Raw genomic sequence first — 17220 nt, 5'->3', positions numbered from 1 at the left:
TGAGACTATGAGAGCGGCAATTCGCACTGTGAAGAGGCTGGGTGTTGCGGTGGCTGCCGTGATGGCGGTGACAGCGACCGCATATGCGGAAAAAATCGAGAATCCCGTTGCCGTCTTTTCCGGCCTCGACAAGATCACCGGCCGTATCATTTCCTTCGATGTCTATATCGGTGAAACGGTGCAATTCGGTGCCCTGCAGGTGACCCCGCGGGTCTGCCACACGCGTCCCCAAACCGAATCTCCATTGACGACAGGCTTCGTTCAGGTGGACGAAATCACGCTCAACAATGAAGTGCGGCGGATCTTTTCCGGCTGGATGTATGCGGCGAGCCCCGGGCTCCATGCTGTGGAGCATCCCGTCTACGACATCTGGCTGACCGACTGCAAACTCGCGTCGACCGTACCGCCGCCGGAAGACTACAGCGGTCCGCCGATCAAGGGCGTCGTCGCGGAAGGGGAAGATCCCCTGGCCGGTCCCGATGACGGGGTCGACAGCGGACCGGGGATACCCAAACCGAAACCCTTCCAGGGTTAGATCGACAGACCCGGACGTTTTTTGTATCCGTGGCAAGGATGGAAAATTCCAGCCCTGCCATCATTCCTCCGACCAAACAAAAAAAGCCCGCTGAAACAGCGGGCTTAGCAGTTTTGGGAAATCAGTCGACGTTGAGGTAATCCTCCGGGGTCAACCCGAGGCGGCCATCGACATAGGTGCCGCAGCGCTCCATCAGCTCATCCAGATCGTTTTCAAAGAAATGGTTGGCACCCGGAATGGTCTCATGATCGATGACGATTCCCTTTTGCGTCTTCAGCTTGTCGACCAGTGTCTGGACATCCTTCTGCGGCACGACCTTGTCGTTGTCGCCGTGGATGATCAGGCCGGAGGACGGGCAGGGGGCAAGGAAGGAGAAGTCATGCAGATTCGCGGGCGGGGCAACGGAGATGAAGCCTTCCACTTCCGGGCGGCGCATGAGCAACTGCATGCCGATCCAGGCACCGAAGGAAAAGCCGGCGATCCAGCAGGCGCGCGCGTCCGTATGGACGGTCTGTACCCAGTCGAGAGCGGCAGCGGCATCTGACAACTCGCCCTGACCGTGATCGAAAGTCCCCTGGGAACGGCCGACGCCGCGGAAATTGAAGCGCAAAACGGCAAATCCGCGCCGGGCGAACATGTAGTACATCTGATAAACAATCTGGTTGTTCATCGTGCCGCCGAACTGGGGATGCAGGTGCAGAACCAGAGCGATGGGGGCGTTCCGCTTTTTGGCTGGATGGAACCGGCCCTCGAGCCGGCCTGCGGGACCGTTGAAGATCACTTCGGGCATGAAGCGTTATGTCCTTGTCAAATTGTCGCGCCGGGTTTCCGGCGCTGGATTTTCAGAGTCTTGTTACGTGATTTCCCGTAAGACTAAACTTGACTCTTTGGTTCCGAGTTTCTAGAACCTTGTTTAGAATTATTCGAAAGTTCGCACCGCCAACTCAGTTGCAGACGACACTCGGTTCGACCGGTTGGGGGCTGTTATCGTCATCACAGCGGAAAATTTCAAGTTTTTCGAACATGTGTCTGATGTATAAGCGATTTTTCGACCCTAACCTAGCACCGTTTCAGGCTTAAAAGGTGTCATGCAGCGCCAATTCGATCCGATCTACCTCGACTACAACGCGGGCGCACCCCTGCGAACCGCTGCGCGCGAGGTGATGATCGAGGCGCTTGAAGACGCCGGAAATGCTTCTTCCGTCCATGGCCACGGTCGCACGGCGCGCGGCAGGATAGAAGCCGCCAGAGAGAAGGTCGCCCGTCTTTGCGGCTCCGGCAGCAGGGCTGTTACCTTCGTTTCAGGCGGCACCGAAGCGAACATGACCGCATTGTCGCCTGTCTGGCAGGACAGGGGCGCGCCTGTGTATCTCGACAAGCTCTTCCTGAGTGCTGTCGAGCATCCTTCGGTTACGACCGGCGGACGGTTTGCGACTGCGGACCAGATCGTGGTTGCCGTCGATCCGGACGGCCGCCTCAGGCTCGAAGCACTGGAAGATGCCGTGAAGGATGCCAATCCGGGGCTGATCTCGGTCATGGCCGCCAACAACGAGACCGGCGTGCTCCAGCCGCTTGCGGAAATTGGTGCGCTTGCCGCGAAATACGGCCATTTCTTTCATGTGGACGCGGTTCAGGCCGCCGGCCGGATGAAGATCGACATGGACGCCTGGCAGGCGGATGCGGTTTCCTTGTCGGCCCATAAATTCGGCGGGCCGCAGGGCATCGGTGCTGTTGTTATCCGGTCCACCGCGCGGGGGCCATCGCCCCTGATGGTCGGCGGCGGACAGGAAAACTGGCGGCGGGGCGGTACGGAAAATGTCGCGGCGATTGCCGGATTTGGTGCTGCGGCAGAAGCTGCTCTTGACGATTTGTCACGGACACGCCATCTCGCAGAGATGAAAGCCAGGCTCGAGACCGGGTTGCGAAACGTTTGTCCGGCAACGGTCATCTTCGGAGAAGCTGCGGATCGCCTGGAAAATACGAGCTGTTTCGCCGTCACGGGTGTTCCGGCGGAAACTGCGTTGATCTCGTTCGATCTGGAGAACGTATCCCTTTCGTCCGGATCCGCATGTTCTTCGGGAAAAGTGTCGGTGTCGCATGTTCTGACGGCAATGGGTGTCGGGGAAGACCTCGCCCGCTGTGCGCTTCGCATCAGCATGGGCTGGAACACTTCTCAGGCCGAGATCGACAGGGTTCTGGAGCTCTGGCCGCGCATTGTCGAACGGCTCAACCCGCAGGCACGCCACAGGGCGGCCTGAAACTGGAATTCGGCGGTTTCCCCGCCGGTGGAAAACAGCAGATGAATGTCACAGTCCATCTGCATGAATGTTTGAGTTGCGGGCAAGACGCCCGCTGAATGGAGGCAAGGTATGCCAGCTGTACAGGAAACCATCGACAGGGTGAAAGCCATCGATGTCGACCAGTATAAATACGGCTTCGTGACGGACATCGATTCCGAAAGAGGCGCCAAAGGGCTCTCCGAAGAGACCGTCCGTTTTCTGTCAGCCAAGAAGAACGAACCGGAATGGATGACCGAGTGGCGTCTGGATGCGCTGCGCCGTTTCATGCAGATGGAAGAGCCGGACTGGGCACGCGTTTCCTATCCGAAAATCGATTTTGACGAGCTTTATTACTGGGCGTCGCCGAAGTCCGTCGAAGGCCCGAAAAGCCTCGATGAAGTCGATCCGGAGCTTCTGGCCACCTACGAGAAACTCGGTATCCCGCTTCGCGAGCAGGAAGTCCTCGCGGGTGTGGAACCGAAGAACCGCGTCGCGGTCGATGCGGTGTTCGATTCCGTGTCCGTGGTGACCACCTTCAAGGAAGAACTCAAGAAGGCCGGCGTCATTTTTTGTTCCATCTCCGAAGCCTTGCGCGAGTATCCGGACCTGGTGAAGAAATATCTGGGCTCGGTTGTTCCGGTCACGGACAACTATTATGCGACCCTGAACTCGGCCGTCTTTTCCGACGGTTCGTTCGTCTATGTTCCCGAGGGCGTACGCTGCCCGATGGAATTGTCGACCTACTTCCGCATCAATGAACAGAATACCGGTCAGTTCGAACGCACGCTGATCATCGCGGAAAAGGGCGCATATGTGTCCTATCTGGAAGGCTGCACGGCTCCGCAGCGCGATGAAAACCAGTTGCACGCGGCCGTTGTCGAGCTGGTCGCCCTTGACGATGCCGAAATCAAGTATTCCACCGTCCAGAACTGGTTCCCGGGCGACAAGGAAGGCAAGGGCGGCATCTACAACTTCGTCACCAAGCGGGGCGATTGCCGCGGCAAGAATTCCAAGATCTCCTGGACCCAGGTGGAAACCGGTTCGGCGATCACCTGGAAATACCCGTCCTGCATCCTGCGCGGCGAGAATTCCCGCGGCGAATTCTATTCGATCGCGGTGGCCAACGGCTATCAGCAGATCGACAGTGGCACGAAGATGATCCACCTGGGCAAGAACTCCTCCAGCCGGATCATTTCCAAGGGCATTTCCGCCGGCAAGTCGCAGAACACCTATCGCGGTCTGGTTTCGGCACATCGCAAGGCGTCGAACGCTCGCAACTTCACTCAGTGCGATTCGCTGCTTATCGGGCAGGACTGCGGCGCCCACACGGTGCCCTACATCGAGAGCAAGAACGCATCGGCCCAGTTCGAGCACGAGGCGACCACCTCGAAGATCTCGGACGACCAGATGTTCTATTGCCTGCAGCGTGGACTGACCGAGGAAGAAGCCGTGGCGCTGATCGTCAACGGTTTCGTCAAGGACGTCATCCAGCAGCTGCCGATGGAATTCGCTGTCGAGGCGCAGAAGCTGATCTCGATCAGCCTGGAAGGATCCGTTGGGTAACGAGAATTTTGGAACTAGAAAACCTTCCGATTGGGACACCTGAATGCCAGATCGGAATTCAAATGACAGCGACCCTTACGAAGCGAAAAAGAAGCATCGCTATCTGAAGGAACGCGTCGAAAACAGTTGGTTTGCTCGTTTCGTTGAGGTGTTGGAACTGTTCGTGTTCTGGGCTCGATGAAGCAGAGCGAAAAAGTGAGGAAACATCTCAATGCTTGAGATCAAAAATCTGCACGCCCGCATCGCGGAAGACGAAACGGAAATCCTGCGCGGCGTCAATCTGACCGTCAAGGCGGGCGAAGTGCATGCCATCATGGGACCGAACGGTTCCGGCAAGTCGACCCTGTCCTATGTTCTCGCCGGCAAGGACGATTACGAGGTCACCGAGGGCGAAGTGCTTTTCGACGGCCAGAACATGCTGGACATGTCTCCGGACGAGCGCGCAGCCGCGGGCATGTTCCTGGCGTTTCAGTACCCGATCGAGATCCCGGGTGTCGCCACCATGGAATTCCTGAAAACGGCGATGAACGCACAGCGCAAGGCGCGCGGTGAAGCCCAGCTTTCCATTCCCGACTTCATGAAGCGGGTCAAGGAAGCTGCGGGTCATCTCAACGTGTCCATGGACATGCTGAAGCGCCCGCTCAATGTCGGTTTTTCCGGCGGCGAGAAGAAGCGCGCCGAAATCCTGCAGATGTCTCTGCTGGAGCCGAGACTCTGCGTGCTGGACGAAACAGACTCCGGTCTCGACATCGATGCGCTGCGTATCGTCTCTGACGGTGTCAACAAGCTGCGCGGTCCGGACCGGGCCATGGTGGTCATCACCCACTACCAGCGTCTGCTGGATCACATCGTGCCCGATGTCGTGCATGTCCTGTCGAAGGGCAGGATCGTCAAGACCGGCGACAAGGATCTGGCGCTTGAGCTGGAAAAGAACGGTTACGCCGACTACGTCGACGCCGCAGCTTGAGGGAGCAACGCGAAATGAATGCAAGCGTCCCCATCAAACACACGCAGGCTGAAAGCGATCTGATCGACCGCTTCGAGGCCGCCAAGGGCGCCTTGAGCGGTTCCGTGGCTGTCACGGCCCTCAGGGAAGCCGCTGTCAGCCAGATCCGCGACAAGGGTTTGCCGCACCGGCGTGTCGAGGAATACAAATACACCGATCTGCGCGCCTTCATGAAGTCGGCCGCTCCATTGGCCGCCGCCGCCGATGAAAGCGCTGTCAAAGCCATTCTGGGTGGCCAGGATGCCTTTGGTGAGCTTGAACGCTACCGGATCGTCGTTGCCAATGGCGCCTTTCTTCCCGGGCTTTCCGATCTCGAGGCGCTCGCAGGCGAAGGCGTGAGCGTTACCAGCCTGACCGACGAACTTGCCGGCGAGCACGGCGCACAGCTGCTCGCCTCGCCGAAGTCTGCGGCCAATGACGGCGTCCTGGCCCTGAACACGGCTTTCGTTCAGGGGGGCGTGGTCGTGAAGGTGAAAGAAGGCGCTGAAATCTCAAGGCCTGTCGAATTGGTACACGTGGCGGCTTCGGCCGGCGGGCAGATCAGCCGCAGCAGGATCAGCGTCGCAAAGGGTGCGAAACTGCGCCTCCTGGAGACCTTCGCCGGCGAAACCGGTAACGGCGAAATCAACATTGTCTTCGACTACGACGTTGCCGATACGGCGTCGCTTGTGGCGACACGGCTGATCGTCGGACAGTCGGATGCCGCCAGGCTGTTCACCTCGATTGCCACCATCGGCGCGCAAGCGGAATTCAAATCTCTCGGATTTATTGCCGGCCCGCGTTTTATCCGCAACCAGCAGTTCATCAATTTTGCGGGCGAGAATTCCAATGCCGGGATTTACGGTGTCACCATGGCGCGCGATGAGGATCTGGCGGATCAGACACTGATCGTCGATCATGCGGTTCCTCACTGCAACAGCCGCGAATTCTTCAAGACGGTTCTCGACGGCCGGGCGAAGGGTGTCTACCAGGGGCGCATCAATGTTGCCCAGCATGCCCAGAAAACCGACGGCGAAATGATGACCCAGGCGCTGCTTCTCTCCGAGGATGCAGAAATGGCCAACAAGCCGGAGCTGGAGATCTTCGCGGACGACGTTATTTGCGCGCATGGCGCAACCAGCGGACAGATTGACGAGGATCTGCTGTTCTACCTCCGCGCCCGCGGTATTCCGGAAGACGAGGCCAGAACACTTCTCGTGCTCGCTTTCCTTGCCGAGGCAATCGAGGAATATGGCGAAGACGACGTGACCGAGGGCCTGGAAGCGCGGGTGCGCGACTGGCTCGCCGGCCACTAGACATATAGTTCCCGGGTTGGGGGAGGAGCGTCCGGAGTTTCACCCGGATGTGCTTCCCGAGGCCCGGGACCGAAAACGAACGGAACGGACACCGCGGCTGGCCACGGTGTTGCGAACAGGGTGATCTGGAAACAAGGAGCAGCGGCTCATGTCGGTTGCAACCGCTCACGAGACCTCCCGGACATCGGGTTACGATGTCGAAACGGTCCGCAAGGATTTCCCGATCCTGGCGCGCGAAGTCTATGGAAAGCCGCTGGTCTATCTCGACAACGGGGCGTCGGCGCAAAAGCCGCAGGCCGTTATCGATGCGGTCACCAATGCGTATTCGCATGAATATGCCAATGTGCACCGTGGCCTGCACTACCTGTCCAACACCGCGACGGACAATTACGAGGCTGCCCGCGAGAAGGTCCGCCGGTTCCTCAATGCAGGATCCGTTGACGAGGTCGTCTTCACCAAGTCGACGACGGAAGCGATCAACCTTGTCTCCTATGGCCTTGGACCGGACTATTTCGCCGATGGTGGAGAGATCGTGCTTTCCATCATGGAGCACCACTCGAACATCGTACCCTGGCATTTCCATCGCGAGCGCCATGGCGCAAAGCTGAAATGGGTCTATGTCCGCGAAGACGGGTCGTTTGACCTCGATGCCTTCGCGGATGCGCTCAGCGACAAGACCAGGCTGGTGGCGATCACGCATATGTCCAACGTTCTTGGCACCGTGGTTCCGGTCAAGGAAGTCTGCCGCATCGCCCATGAGCGCGGCATTCCGGTGCTGGTCGACGGCAGTCAGGCGGCCGTGCATTTGCCGGTCGACGTTCAGGAAATCGATTGCGACTATTACGTCTTCACGGGCCACAAGGTCTACGGGCCATCCGGAATTGGCGTCCTGTGGGGCAAACCCGACAGGCTGAAGGCACTGCGGCCGTTCAACGGCGGCGGCGAAATGATCCTGGATGTCACCGAAGACGTGATCACCTATAATGATCCTCCGCATCGCTTTGAAGCGGGGACCCCGCCGATCGTCCAGGCGATCGGACTGGGAGCGGCCCTCGATTACATGGATGCGCTCGGCCGGGAGAATATCGCCCGTCACGAGGCGGATCTGAAGGACTATGCACATCAGAAACTGAAGGAAATCAATTCCCTCAGAATCTTCGGCGATGCGCCTGGAAAAGGAGCTATTGTTTCCTTTGAGATCAAGGGGGCTCATGCCCATGATGTGGCGACGATCATCGACAGGGCAGGGGTTGCGGTTCGCGCCGGCACCCATTGCGCTCAGCCGCTCTTGGCAAGATACGGTGTGACCTCTACATGTCGGGCAAGCTTCGGGCTTTATAACACCCGCGACGAAGTTGATGCGCTTTACGAGGCGCTGATCAAGGCCCAGAGTTTTTTCGGGTAAGGACGGACCCAGAATGGAAAACGCTACCACGATTGATACCGCCGCGAATGGCGAAGAGCTGCAGACTGAAGTCTCGGCCAAAAGCGCCATTCCCGCCGATGAACTCGACAGGCTGACGAGCGATATCGTCGGCGCTCTGAAGTCGGTCTACGATCCGGAAATTCCGTGCGATATCTACGAACTCGGCCTGATCTACAAGGTCGATATCGAGGATGATCGGTCGATCAATATCGACATGACGCTGACCGCACCGGGATGCCCGGTCGCCGGAGAAATGCCGGGGTGGGTGGAAAATGCCGTCTCGGCCGTGGCCGGTGTCGGTCCCGTCAACGTCGATATGGTCTTCGATCCGCCATGGACACCGGACAGGATGTCCGACGAAGCCAAGGTTGCTCTCAACTGGTATTGAGTTGGCAACCTTTTATCCGATAAGCTGACACCCTATATCAGGTTTTGGTACCCCGGAACTGAATGAGGACGAAATGGCTTCCGCCGGAAAATTCCAGGTTATGACACTGACCGCTGCCGCCGCCGGGCGCGTGTCGGAACTCGTCGAGAATTCCGATGGAAAGGCGATTGGCTTGCGTGTCGGGATCAAGACCGGTGGCTGTGCCGGCATGGAATACACGATGGACCTCGTGGAAGAGGCAAAAGCCGGGGACGACGTGATTGAGGACAAGGGCGCAAAGCTGTTTGTCGATCCGTCTGCGGTGCTTTTCCTGCTCGGAACCGAGATGGACTTCGAAGTCACCAAGTTCCGGTCCGGATTTGTATTCAGGAACCCGAATGAGGTTTCCGCATGCGGCTGCGGCGAATCCGTGTCGCTTCAGGCCGCTGACCAGAGTGCCGCTGCCCGCTGACCGTGGCCGGTGAATGATCCACCATTACCTTTATGGACCTTCATGACACTGCTTGAACGGCTCAAGGCCGACGCGGCGCCACAATGGGCAGCCTATACGAACCACGACTTCGTAAGGCAGCTTGGTGACGCCTCCTTGCCGCAGGAATGCTTTCGGCATTACCTGGTGCAGGATTACCTGTTCCTCATCCAGTTTGCCCGGGCATATGCGCTCGGCGTTTACAAGAGCCCGACGCTTGATGACATGCGCCAGTCGCTGGAAGGCGTTAAGGCGATTCTGGACGTGGAGCTGGATCTGCATGTCGGTCTGTGCGGCAGTTGGGGAATGTCCAGGGTCGATATCGAGACGGCGCCAGAAGACACGCCGACGATGGCCTACACCAGGTTCGTTCTGGATGCCGGCATGTCCGGTGATCTTCTAGATCTTCAGGTGGCACTTGCGCCCTGCGTCATCGGTTATGCGGAGATCGGCGCGCGCCTTCACGCGGACGGAGCGGATCACGCCGAAAATCCTTATCGCCTGTGGATCGGGGAATATGCCGGGGACGCCTACCAGACAGTCGCCAGGGAGTTCACCAGCTGGCTGGACCGGACAGCGGATCAGGTATTGACCGAAAACCGCTACCCGCGCGTTCTGTCGATATTTGAAAAAGCCTGCAGGCTGGAAAGCGATTTCTGGCAGATGGGTCTCGACGCCGGAAACTGAACGCTATTCGATAATTTGCCTGATCGGCGAAAGAGCTTCAGGCCACATCGACCTGATCTTCCGCATCCGCAAGGTCTTTTTCGCTCTTAACGAGATTGCGGCCGGCATTTTTTGCTGCGTAAAGCGCTTCGTCCGCCCGTGAAACGATAGAATGGACATTGTCCGTATTCCGGTAGATGGCTATGCCGACGGAGATGGAGACTCGTCCGAGGTTCTCACCGGTAGAACGCTTCACCAATTCCTTGGACATCACCGCCACGCGAATGCGCTCGCTGATTTCAGCGGCGGCATCCAGATTCTCTTGCGGAAGAATGATCGCGAATTCTTCGCCGCCATAGCGGCAGGCGATATCCTTGGCCTTGATATTCTGTTTCACGGCCAGAGCAACGAGACGCAGAACCTGGTCACCGGTCTGGTGGCCGTAGGTGTCGTTGAATTTCTTGAAGTGATCGATATCCGTCATCAGCAACGCAAAACCGTTGCCGCCGGTCTTGGCCTGCTCGATTGACCGCTCGATCGAGTTCTCGAAATGTTTGCGATTGCTCAGCGTCGTCAGTTCGTCGGTCAGCGATTCATAACGAATGGCTTCAAGGGACGACTGGAGATTCTCGATATGCTTCTTGGATTCCAGCAGCTGGCTCTCGAGCTTGCGGTTGGACACCACGGCGCTCTGAGTGGATTTCACCAGATGAGTGACATAAGTCTGCAGCTTTTTGGGATCGGCGACCGATTTGATTTTTTCGCTGGCCTGTTCCAGTGCGGCTCCGTAGTCGGAGGTCGCATCCGCGCTCAGCTTGAGCGAATCCACCAGTTCTTCGACTTCCTTGGAAACCTTGGTACCAACCTCGTCGAGCCGGTCGCCCAGACGAATGGGTGAGAGAAACCGTCCGTAGAGGGTCAGCATCTCGTCTGTGCTGACCCGTCCTTCGGACTTGATGGCTTCATTGATGGCGCGGTTCAGACCCTGATTGTAGCCGGCAGAATAGGTGTACCACAGCTCATAGCAACGCGGATAAGCCGGCAGCATGTTCTTCTTGATGTAATTGAGCGCGGACGCACCGTATCCGATGGTACGCTGGTGGTCGTCTGAATCCGACATCAAGCTACTCTCACCTGAAGTCCCGCAAACCGCCCCACACGGCCGCAAGAACCAGACTTCAGACTCTGCCGGAAGGTTTAAGGAGCCGTTAAATCCGGAGAGAAACCTTTACGGAATTCTCCGTTACGAGGCTTTTTTCGGTCGAGGTTCACGCAGCAGGAATGCAGGAATATGAACGCCGGGGCTGAAGGCCGGCTCCTGCTTCTCGTTTCTGGATTTCCTGTTTCCGGATGTCTCCGAAATACTGGGCACCGGAATCGGGGCCAGAGCTTCCTGAGGCTCCTCGATGGTGCTTTCAACAGGCTGTGGCTGCCGGGGCTTTGACGGCGAACGCCGACGGCCTGTCGCAGGAGCCTTTTCAGCCTCGTTGTCATTGCTCGACTTGACGTCCTTGGCGGCTTTTCCGCCTCTGCGCCGGGCCTTGCGTTCCTTGGCCGCGGTTTCAAAGTCGATAGGCTCACCCACCCACTCGGGGGCTTTTTCGATCAACGTTTCGATAGCGGCCAGATATTTGTGGTCTTCTTCGGTCACCAGCGTGAAGGCTGTGCCTTTGCGGCCTGCCCGGGCAGTCCGGCCGATCCTGTGAACGTAGTCTTCGGCATTGATCGGGACATCGTAGTTGAAGACGTGGCTGACCTCGGGAATGTCCAGACCGCGAGCAGCAACATCGCTAGCTACGAGGATCTTGATATTTCCCTTTCGGAAGTTGTCCAGCATCGTCATCCGGGTACGTTGGTCCATGTCGCCGTGAAGGGTGCCGACATTGTACTCATGACGCTCCAGAGAGCGGAACAGGGTCGTTACATCCCGTTTGCGGTTACAGAAGATGATTGCGTTCTGCAGATCTTCCGCACCTTCGAGCAGTTCGCGCAGCGCAGCGCGCTTGTCGAAATCCTTGGAACCGGTCGCCTTGAGCAACTGGGTCACATTTTCGGACGTCGAAGATGTCCGCGCGACTTCAATGCGGGCCGGATTTTGCAAGAAAGCTTCCGTGAGCCGTTGGATCTCGGGTGGCATGGTTGCCGAGAAGAACAATGTCTGGCGCGTGAAGGGGATCAGCTTGCAGATGCGTTCGATGTCGGGAATGAACCCCATGTCGAGCATACGGTCGGCTTCATCGATGACCAGGATTTCAACACCCTGCAGCAGCAGTTTTCCGCGCTCGACGTGATCGAGCAGGCGTCCCGGCGTGGCAATGAGCACATCCGTGCCGCGATCCAGCTTTTTGTCCTGCTCGGAAAACGAGACGCCGCCGATGAGCAGGGCAACATTGAGCTTGTGATTGGTGCCGTATTTCTCGAAGTTCTCCTCAACCTGCGCAGCGAGTTCGCGCGTCGGTTCGAGGATCAGTGTACGCGGCATACGCGCACGTGCCCTTCCTTTTTCGAGAAGGGTCAGCATCGGCAGCGTGAAGCTCGCGGTTTTCCCGGTGCCTGTCTGTGCGATGCCGAGCACATCGCGCCGTTCCAGCACCAGCGGGATTGCGCCCGCCTGGATTGCCGTGGGTTCTTTATAACCTGCTGCTTCAACTGCAGCGAGGACCTTCTCGCTAAGACCGAGAGTATCAAATGCCATGGAGCGCTTTGCCCGGATGTTATTTCGGATGACGTGGTTCAATTTGGCGGCGCCGTGTCTAACACAGCGGCCAACGTGCGCACCCTACATCCATGTGCACGGGTGTCAATGCGTCGAAGAGGTAAAATGCAAAGAAAAGCGAGTATTTCCGGGCAACTTTTGCCATCTCAGTTAATACACGGACGTGAAGCTCATGAAATGGGCAGCGAAGTTCCATAGGCGTTACATAAACTCCATCCGGGAATAACCGGTTCGAATTTTGAGGCAAGGCGCATGTAACGGCAGTTGAAATGGACGAAATAATTGAAATCTGAAGATTATACGGGAATTTTGGCTGGGCCGATTTACGCCGGTACGGCAGCCTGCGCGTAGAATAATTCATAGTCGGCTTTGTATCGCCGCCTGAGTTTCTGGCACAGGTCTTCGTCCTCGAAGGATTGCAGAGTATCCCGGGAGACATAATCCAGCGCCCGATAGGTGAACGACGGGGAGGGCCGGAAATTCACGGACCCGGCTGCGAGAAACCTGTCCAGAGAATGCTCGAATTGCTCCAGAAGCAGAATGAGATCTGCCGTGAGCGCGCCTTTGTATGTCAGGGCGGCGGTCTGGCTGCGAAAGAGATTGTCCGCTTCAAGATCCGAAATGGAAGCCACATGAGAGACGAAATCCAGTGGCGACATGGATTTGTCGAAATAGCTTTCCTGATAATACGAAGGCAGCGGCAGATCGTTCACGATGATCTTTTCGTAGCAATAGGCAAGCCGATGCAGCGGATCCTGCACCCAGGCTACGATCTTCATGTCCGGATGGCGCCGTTTCAATTCACGCGCCGTGAGCAGTTCGACATTTCCATGGAACAAGGACCGGTCCGAAATCTCCATGGCTTTGGCGGTCTGGTTCGTGAACGCTCCGCAGGCGTCGTTGCCCGCCAAGTGGTGGAGAACCGGGGCAAGAGCATGAAATGCCGGTTCTGCGATCCGGGCAAACGCAATGTCATGATCGGGGAATGCGAGATACACGTGATTACGCAGCGGACGGCGGCGCTTGTCGAAAATTGTATACACCCGGTCTAACATAATACTGGTCCGGTAAACATTCCTGGGAGCGGAGCCGAGGATCAAACGCTCCAAATAGCGCTCCAGAGACTAAAACGTAAGAAACAGGTTACCCGGTCTTGCGGCTAGATATCAAGGTCGTCCGCAAATTCCGCATTTTCCTGGATGAACTGGAATCGGGCTTCCGGTTTGTTGCCCATGAGCCGTTCGACCGTGTCTTCGGTTGCCTGCGCCGACAGTTCTTCGACGGCAACCTTCAGCATCGATCTTTTGGACGGATCCATGGTCGTTTCCTTCAACTGAGAAGGGAGCATTTCGCCGAGGCCCTTGAAGCGGCCGATTTCGACCTTCGACTTGCCCTTGAAAACCGTTGCCAGCAACTCGTCTTTATGGGCGTCGTCGCGTGCATAAAGCGTCTTGCCGCCCTGGCTGAGCCGGTAAAGGGGCGGAACCGCGAGATAAAGATGTCCGCCGTGGATGAGTTCAGGCATCTCGCGATAGAAAAACGTAATCAGAAGCGATGCGATGTGTGCGCCATCGACATCGGCATCGGTCATGATGACGATCTTTTCATAGCGCAGGTCCGTTTCCCTGTATTGGCTGCGCGTGCCGCATCCCAGGGCCTGAATGAGGTCGGACAGCTGCTGGTTGGCGACAAGCTTGTCGCGGCCTGCATTGGCGACGTTGAGGATCTTGCCGCGCAGGGGAAGGATCGCCTGATTGGATCGATTGCGCGCCTGCTTGGCTGAACCGCCCGCCGAATCTCCTTCGACGATGAAGAGTTCCGTACCTTCGGCCTGATTGGCGGAGCAATCGGCAAGTTTCCCGGGCAGGCGCAGCTTGCGGACGGCGGTCTTGCGCGCCACGTCCTTTTCCTGCCGGCGCCGGAGCCGGTCCTCGGCACGGTCGATCACCCACTCCAGGATCTTGTTGGCCTGGTTTGGAGATGCCGTAAGCCAGTGGTCGAAAGCGTCGCGGACGGCGGCTTCCGCGATCTTTGTCGCTTCGTTCGTTGCAAGCCTGTCTTTGGTCTGGCCGACGAATTCCGGTTCCCGGATGAAGACGGACAGCATGCCGCCGGCCGAGGTCATGACATCGTCACCGGTGATGATGGCGGCCTTCTTGTTGTTGGTCAGCTCACCATAGGCCTTGAGGCCACGCAGCAACGCATAGCGGAAACCGGCTTCATGGGTTCCGCCTTCCGGTGTCGGTACCGTGTTGCAGTAGGAATTGACGAAGCCATCGCCGGCGAACCAGCTGACCGCCCATTCTACCGACCCGTGCTTGCCTGTCTTGTCGGTGCGCCCGGCAAATATCTCCTCGACGACACGCCGTTCCTTGGTCAGCCTTTCCGCCAGAAAGTCTTTCAAACCACCGGGAAAATGGAATACGGCCTCCGCAGGTGTTTCGTCTTTTTCAGACAGGAGTTCGGGCGCGCAATGCCAGCGGATTTCTACGCCGCCGAACAGATAGGCCTTGGAACGGGCCATCTTCAAAAGCCGGGCCGGCTGGAACCTTGCACCCTTGCCGAAGATCTGTTCATCCGGCCTGAACCGCACCAGCGTGCCGCGGCGGTTCTGAGTTTCGCCGGCAAACTCCAGCGGACCCTGCGCGTGACCGCGGCGGAACGTCTGGCGGTATAGCTTGCGGCTGCGTGCGACCTCGACGACGAGTTCCTCCGACAGGGCGTTCACAACGGAAATACCAACCCCGTGCAGGCCACCGGATGTTTCATAGACCTTGCTGTCGAACTTACCGCCCGCGTGCAGCGTGGTCATGATGACTTCGAGAGCCGACTTGTCCTTGAACTTAGGGTGCGGATCGACCGGAATTCCGCGACCGTTATCGGTGACGGTCAGATATCCGTCGGCGGACAATGTGACGTCGATCCAGGTTGCATGGCCGGCAACAGCCTCGTCCATGGAGTTGTCGATGACTTCGGCAAACAGGTGGTGCAGCGATTTTTCGTCCGTGCCGCCGATGTACATGCCAGGGCGGCGGCGTACGGGCTCCAGCCCTTCGAGAACCTCGATATCGGCTGCGGAATAGTCATCAGGCACGGGAACGGCTGCGACCGGACGCGGTTTTTGCGGCGCAGGGGCGGGATCGTCTGCCGTCATGGGGGCCGAAACCGCTGCGTTGCCTGCAAATAGATCGTCTTTCGCGCTCATTCCGTTTCCCTGATGGGTCCTTTGACCATGAATTTCCAACTTCAGCGCCGTTACCTACACCGAATCGGTCTCCAGTTTGAAGGACAAAGATAGAACGGCAAAGGGTTTTGGCCCGAAGCCCCCGTTTTCAACAGCGGGACCGGTAAAATTGGCTCCGGAAACCTATCGTCAACCCGATGGTGATCTAATACCCGGGGCCTTGAAGGGGATGCAAGGGCGGAAAAATGTGCCTATTCCGCAACACTTGCCGACAGAGTCATTCGGGAGGACCTGGAAAGATCGACCTGCCAACGTTCGGCCATGTTTGACCGTCACCCGTTGGGATATTGTCTGATCCGTCGCCGATTGCACCCTTCAGGTTCAATCCCTGAAATGGGAGGCGAGGTATCAACAAATGGTCTTATTTGGGCGCGTTGCGGCCCAACTAAGGTCGAAATGATTGGCCACAGTTGGTCAACCGGCTTTCGTGTTTGCTGACAGGAAAGCAACAGTTGATCGGCCGGAAGTGCCGGAGCATCCAGCGCTCGGCTGACCAGGGTGCTGCAAGGCACGCAGGAACAGGAAACCCGCAGGAGCAGGGGTCGGCGGGGTGTTAGAGACTTGAGATGCGCTTGGCGCGGACTAAAAACGAGATCGGAAAGATCGTCCGCCGGATTAATGTCATTTGGCCGGCGGGTAATAGTGTGACCGGGATGCGAAACAACAGATCAATGCGTCAACGTCTTGGCAAAGCCGGACTTGCCCTCGGCCTGGTGGCGATGATGACTGCGAGCGGACCGGCTCTGGCATTCGACGGCCAGCCGGCGTCCACAAGGGCAATAGGGCCGGATGATCTCTCGCCGATGGAAGCGCTCCGGGCGGGCGCCCGCCAGTATTATTCAGGCGACAAGGCAGCTGCGCTCGGATCGCTGAGATACGCCGCGGAAAATGGTCAGCCCATGGCGGCCTGGAAGCTCGGCGAGATGTATGCCAAGGGCGACGGCGTTCAGGAAGACGACCTGAAGGCGTTTCAGTATTACAGCCAGATCGTGCGCGAGCACGGTGAAGATCGGCCCGATGCGCCGGACGCCCCCTTTGTATCCAGCGCGTTCGTGGCGCTCGGATCCTACTATCTGAATGGCATAGAAGGCGCCGTGCCGAAAAACGAGCCCCGCGCCAGGCAGATTTTTACCCACGCAGCTTCCTATTTCGGTGACGCGGATGCGCAGTACGAACTTGGCCGGATGTACCAGAGTTCCAACAGCCGCATGGCTGTCCGCTGGTACAATCTGGCGGCCCTGAAGGGACATGTCGGTGCGCAGGCAAGGCTCGGTGAAACGCTGTATTCGATCGGCTCTTCCGAGAAGAAGAAGGCTCGCGGCCTCATGTGGATGACAGTGGCGCGGGAGCAGGCGTCCGGTTCCGATACGAGCTGGGTCAACTCGCTGCACGAACAGTATTTCGCCGTGTCACCGGAGCCGGTTAGGCAGATGGCGCGTTCGCTCGCCGATGGCTGGCTTCAGCAGAACCGGCCGGACATTCTGACGGCGCAACAGGTTCCGCTGCCGCAATAAGGCGCGGGTATTCGCTTTAAACGAAGGTGGACAGACGGCTCCCCACCATCAGGAAATTGCTTTTCTTCAGGATGCCCGGCCCGGATTGGCTGGAAACGGCTTTTCGGTTCCCGGTTTGC

General features: G+C 58.0%; 16 protein-coding genes. 11 read left to right on the top strand and 5 right to left on the bottom strand.

Annotated features, from left to right (window positions below):
* Window positions 1-61 precede the first annotated feature (61 nt).
* Window positions 62-535, top strand: a complete 474-nt coding sequence (locus Q1B40_RS10530) for a DUF2155 domain-containing protein (protein ID WP_299813562.1) — start codon at window positions 62-64, stop codon at window positions 533-535.
* Window positions 536-656: 121 nt separating this feature from the next.
* On the opposite strand, the gene Q1B40_RS10525 is transcribed toward Q1B40_RS10530, so the two are convergent.
* Window positions 657-1325 carry an alpha/beta hydrolase gene (locus tag Q1B40_RS10525; protein ID WP_299813559.1) on the bottom strand — a complete coding sequence of 223 codons (669 nt, stop codon included), beginning with the start codon at window positions 1323-1325 and terminating at the stop codon, window positions 657-659.
* Between the two features lie 298 nt (window positions 1326-1623).
* Here Q1B40_RS10525 and Q1B40_RS10520 point away from each other — a divergent pair, with 298 nt between their 5' ends.
* The 9 genes from Q1B40_RS10520 to tenA all read left to right on the top strand — a co-directional run bounded on the left by Q1B40_RS10520 (window position 1624) and on the right by tenA (window position 9648).
* Window positions 1624-2793: a cysteine desulfurase family protein gene (locus Q1B40_RS10520; protein ID WP_299813557.1), complete on the top strand. Its 1170-nt coding sequence runs from the start codon at window positions 1624-1626 to the stop codon at window positions 2791-2793.
* Between the two features lie 111 nt (window positions 2794-2904).
* Window positions 2905-4377 (top strand): Fe-S cluster assembly protein SufB, encoded by a 1473-nt coding sequence (gene sufB / locus Q1B40_RS10515; protein ID WP_299813554.1) that lies wholly within the window; start codon window positions 2905-2907, stop codon window positions 4375-4377.
* Between the two features lie 43 nt (window positions 4378-4420).
* Window positions 4421-4558 carry a hypothetical protein gene (locus Q1B40_RS10510; RefSeq protein WP_299813551.1) on the top strand — a complete coding sequence of 46 codons (138 nt, stop codon included), beginning with the start codon at window positions 4421-4423 and terminating at the stop codon, window positions 4556-4558.
* Between the two features lie 30 nt (window positions 4559-4588).
* On the top strand, window positions 4589-5344 hold the full coding sequence (gene sufC / locus Q1B40_RS10505) for a Fe-S cluster assembly ATPase SufC (protein WP_299813548.1): 756 nt from the start codon (window positions 4589-4591) through the stop codon (window positions 5342-5344).
* Window positions 5345-5358: 14 nt separating this feature from the next.
* Entirely contained in the window at window positions 5359-6678 is a 1320-nt protein-coding gene (gene sufD, locus Q1B40_RS10500; RefSeq protein WP_299813544.1) for a Fe-S cluster assembly protein SufD, read from the top strand.
* A 148-nt stretch (window positions 6679-6826) separates the two neighbouring features.
* Window positions 6827-8083, top strand: a complete 1257-nt coding sequence (locus Q1B40_RS10495) for a cysteine desulfurase (RefSeq protein WP_299813541.1) — start codon at window positions 6827-6829, stop codon at window positions 8081-8083.
* Between the two features lie 13 nt (window positions 8084-8096).
* Window positions 8097-8492: an SUF system Fe-S cluster assembly protein gene (locus tag Q1B40_RS10490; protein WP_299813538.1), complete on the top strand. Its 396-nt coding sequence runs from the start codon at window positions 8097-8099 to the stop codon at window positions 8490-8492.
* 73 nt (window positions 8493-8565) lie between these two features.
* Entirely contained in the window at window positions 8566-8943 is a 378-nt protein-coding gene (gene sufA / locus Q1B40_RS10485; RefSeq protein ID WP_299813535.1) for a Fe-S cluster assembly scaffold SufA, read from the top strand.
* A 42-nt stretch (window positions 8944-8985) separates the two neighbouring features.
* On the top strand, window positions 8986-9648 hold the full coding sequence (tenA, locus tag Q1B40_RS10480; RefSeq protein WP_299813532.1) for a thiaminase II: 663 nt from the start codon (window positions 8986-8988) through the stop codon (window positions 9646-9648).
* Window positions 9649-9685: 37 nt separating this feature from the next.
* Here the strand turns inward: tenA and Q1B40_RS10475 are convergent, their stop codons facing one another.
* The 4 genes from Q1B40_RS10475 to parE all read right to left on the bottom strand — a co-directional run bounded on the left by Q1B40_RS10475 (window position 9686) and on the right by parE (window position 15548).
* A complete protein-coding gene (locus tag Q1B40_RS10475) occupies window positions 9686-10747 on the bottom strand; it encodes a GGDEF domain-containing protein (protein WP_299813529.1) in 1062 nt (353 codons plus the stop codon).
* A gap of 123 nt (window positions 10748-10870) precedes the next feature.
* Window positions 10871-12322 (bottom strand): DEAD/DEAH box helicase, encoded by a 1452-nt coding sequence (locus Q1B40_RS10470; protein ID WP_299813526.1) that lies wholly within the window; start codon window positions 12320-12322, stop codon window positions 10871-10873.
* A gap of 344 nt (window positions 12323-12666) precedes the next feature.
* Window positions 12667-13398: a sulfotransferase family 2 domain-containing protein gene (locus Q1B40_RS10465; RefSeq protein WP_299813524.1), complete on the bottom strand. Its 732-nt coding sequence runs from the start codon at window positions 13396-13398 to the stop codon at window positions 12667-12669.
* Window positions 13399-13502: 104 nt separating this feature from the next.
* Window positions 13503-15548 (bottom strand): DNA topoisomerase IV subunit B, encoded by a 2046-nt coding sequence (gene parE / locus Q1B40_RS10460; RefSeq protein WP_299813522.1) that lies wholly within the window; start codon window positions 15546-15548, stop codon window positions 13503-13505.
* A 710-nt stretch (window positions 15549-16258) separates the two neighbouring features.
* Between parE and Q1B40_RS10455 the strand changes: the two genes are divergently transcribed.
* On the top strand, window positions 16259-17101 hold the full coding sequence (locus Q1B40_RS10455; RefSeq protein ID WP_299813520.1) for a tetratricopeptide repeat protein: 843 nt from the start codon (window positions 16259-16261) through the stop codon (window positions 17099-17101).
* Window positions 17102-17220 lie beyond the last annotated feature (119 nt).

Origin of the sequence: uncultured Roseibium sp. (genome assembly GCF_947496995.1) — a bacterium.
GTDB lineage: Bacteria > Pseudomonadota > Alphaproteobacteria > Rhizobiales > Stappiaceae > Roseibium.
This window is presented reverse-complemented; position numbering and strand designations above follow the sequence as displayed.

What these genes read in the sequence shown, in the direction of transcription:
- tenA (WP_299813532.1), top strand. Translation starts at nt 8,986, where the DNA reads ATGACACTGCTTGAACGGCTCAAGGCCGACGCGGCGCCACAATGGGCA.
- Q1B40_RS10470 (WP_299813526.1), bottom strand. Translation starts at nt 12,322, where the DNA reads ATGGCATTTGATACTCTCGGTCTTAGCGAGAAGGTCCTCGCTGCAGTT.
- sufA (WP_299813535.1), top strand. Translation starts at nt 8,566, where the DNA reads ATGGCTTCCGCCGGAAAATTCCAGGTTATGACACTGACCGCTGCCGCC.
- sufD (WP_299813544.1), top strand. Translation starts at nt 5,359, where the DNA reads ATGAATGCAAGCGTCCCCATCAAACACACGCAGGCTGAAAGCGATCTG.
- Q1B40_RS10465 (WP_299813524.1), bottom strand. Translation starts at nt 13,398, where the DNA reads ATGTTAGACCGGGTGTATACAATTTTCGACAAGCGCCGCCGTCCGCTG.
- Q1B40_RS10455 (WP_299813520.1), top strand. Translation starts at nt 16,259, where the DNA reads ATGCGTCAACGTCTTGGCAAAGCCGGACTTGCCCTCGGCCTGGTGGCG.
- parE (WP_299813522.1), bottom strand. Translation starts at nt 15,548, where the DNA reads ATGAGCGCGAAAGACGATCTATTTGCAGGCAACGCAGCGGTTTCGGCC.
- Q1B40_RS10525 (WP_299813559.1), bottom strand. Translation starts at nt 1,325, where the DNA reads ATGCCCGAAGTGATCTTCAACGGTCCCGCAGGCCGGCTCGAGGGCCGG.
- Q1B40_RS10520 (WP_299813557.1), top strand. Translation starts at nt 1,624, where the DNA reads ATGCAGCGCCAATTCGATCCGATCTACCTCGACTACAACGCGGGCGCA.
- Q1B40_RS10530 (WP_299813562.1), top strand. Translation starts at nt 62, where the DNA reads ATGGCGGTGACAGCGACCGCATATGCGGAAAAAATCGAGAATCCCGTT.
- sufB (WP_299813554.1), top strand. Translation starts at nt 2,905, where the DNA reads ATGCCAGCTGTACAGGAAACCATCGACAGGGTGAAAGCCATCGATGTC.
- Q1B40_RS10475 (WP_299813529.1), bottom strand. Translation starts at nt 10,747, where the DNA reads ATGTCGGATTCAGACGACCACCAGCGTACCATCGGATACGGTGCGTCC.
- Q1B40_RS10495 (WP_299813541.1), top strand. Translation starts at nt 6,827, where the DNA reads ATGTCGGTTGCAACCGCTCACGAGACCTCCCGGACATCGGGTTACGAT.
- Q1B40_RS10510 (WP_299813551.1), top strand. Translation starts at nt 4,421, where the DNA reads ATGCCAGATCGGAATTCAAATGACAGCGACCCTTACGAAGCGAAAAAG.
- Q1B40_RS10490 (WP_299813538.1), top strand. Translation starts at nt 8,097, where the DNA reads ATGGAAAACGCTACCACGATTGATACCGCCGCGAATGGCGAAGAGCTG.
- sufC (WP_299813548.1), top strand. Translation starts at nt 4,589, where the DNA reads ATGCTTGAGATCAAAAATCTGCACGCCCGCATCGCGGAAGACGAAACG.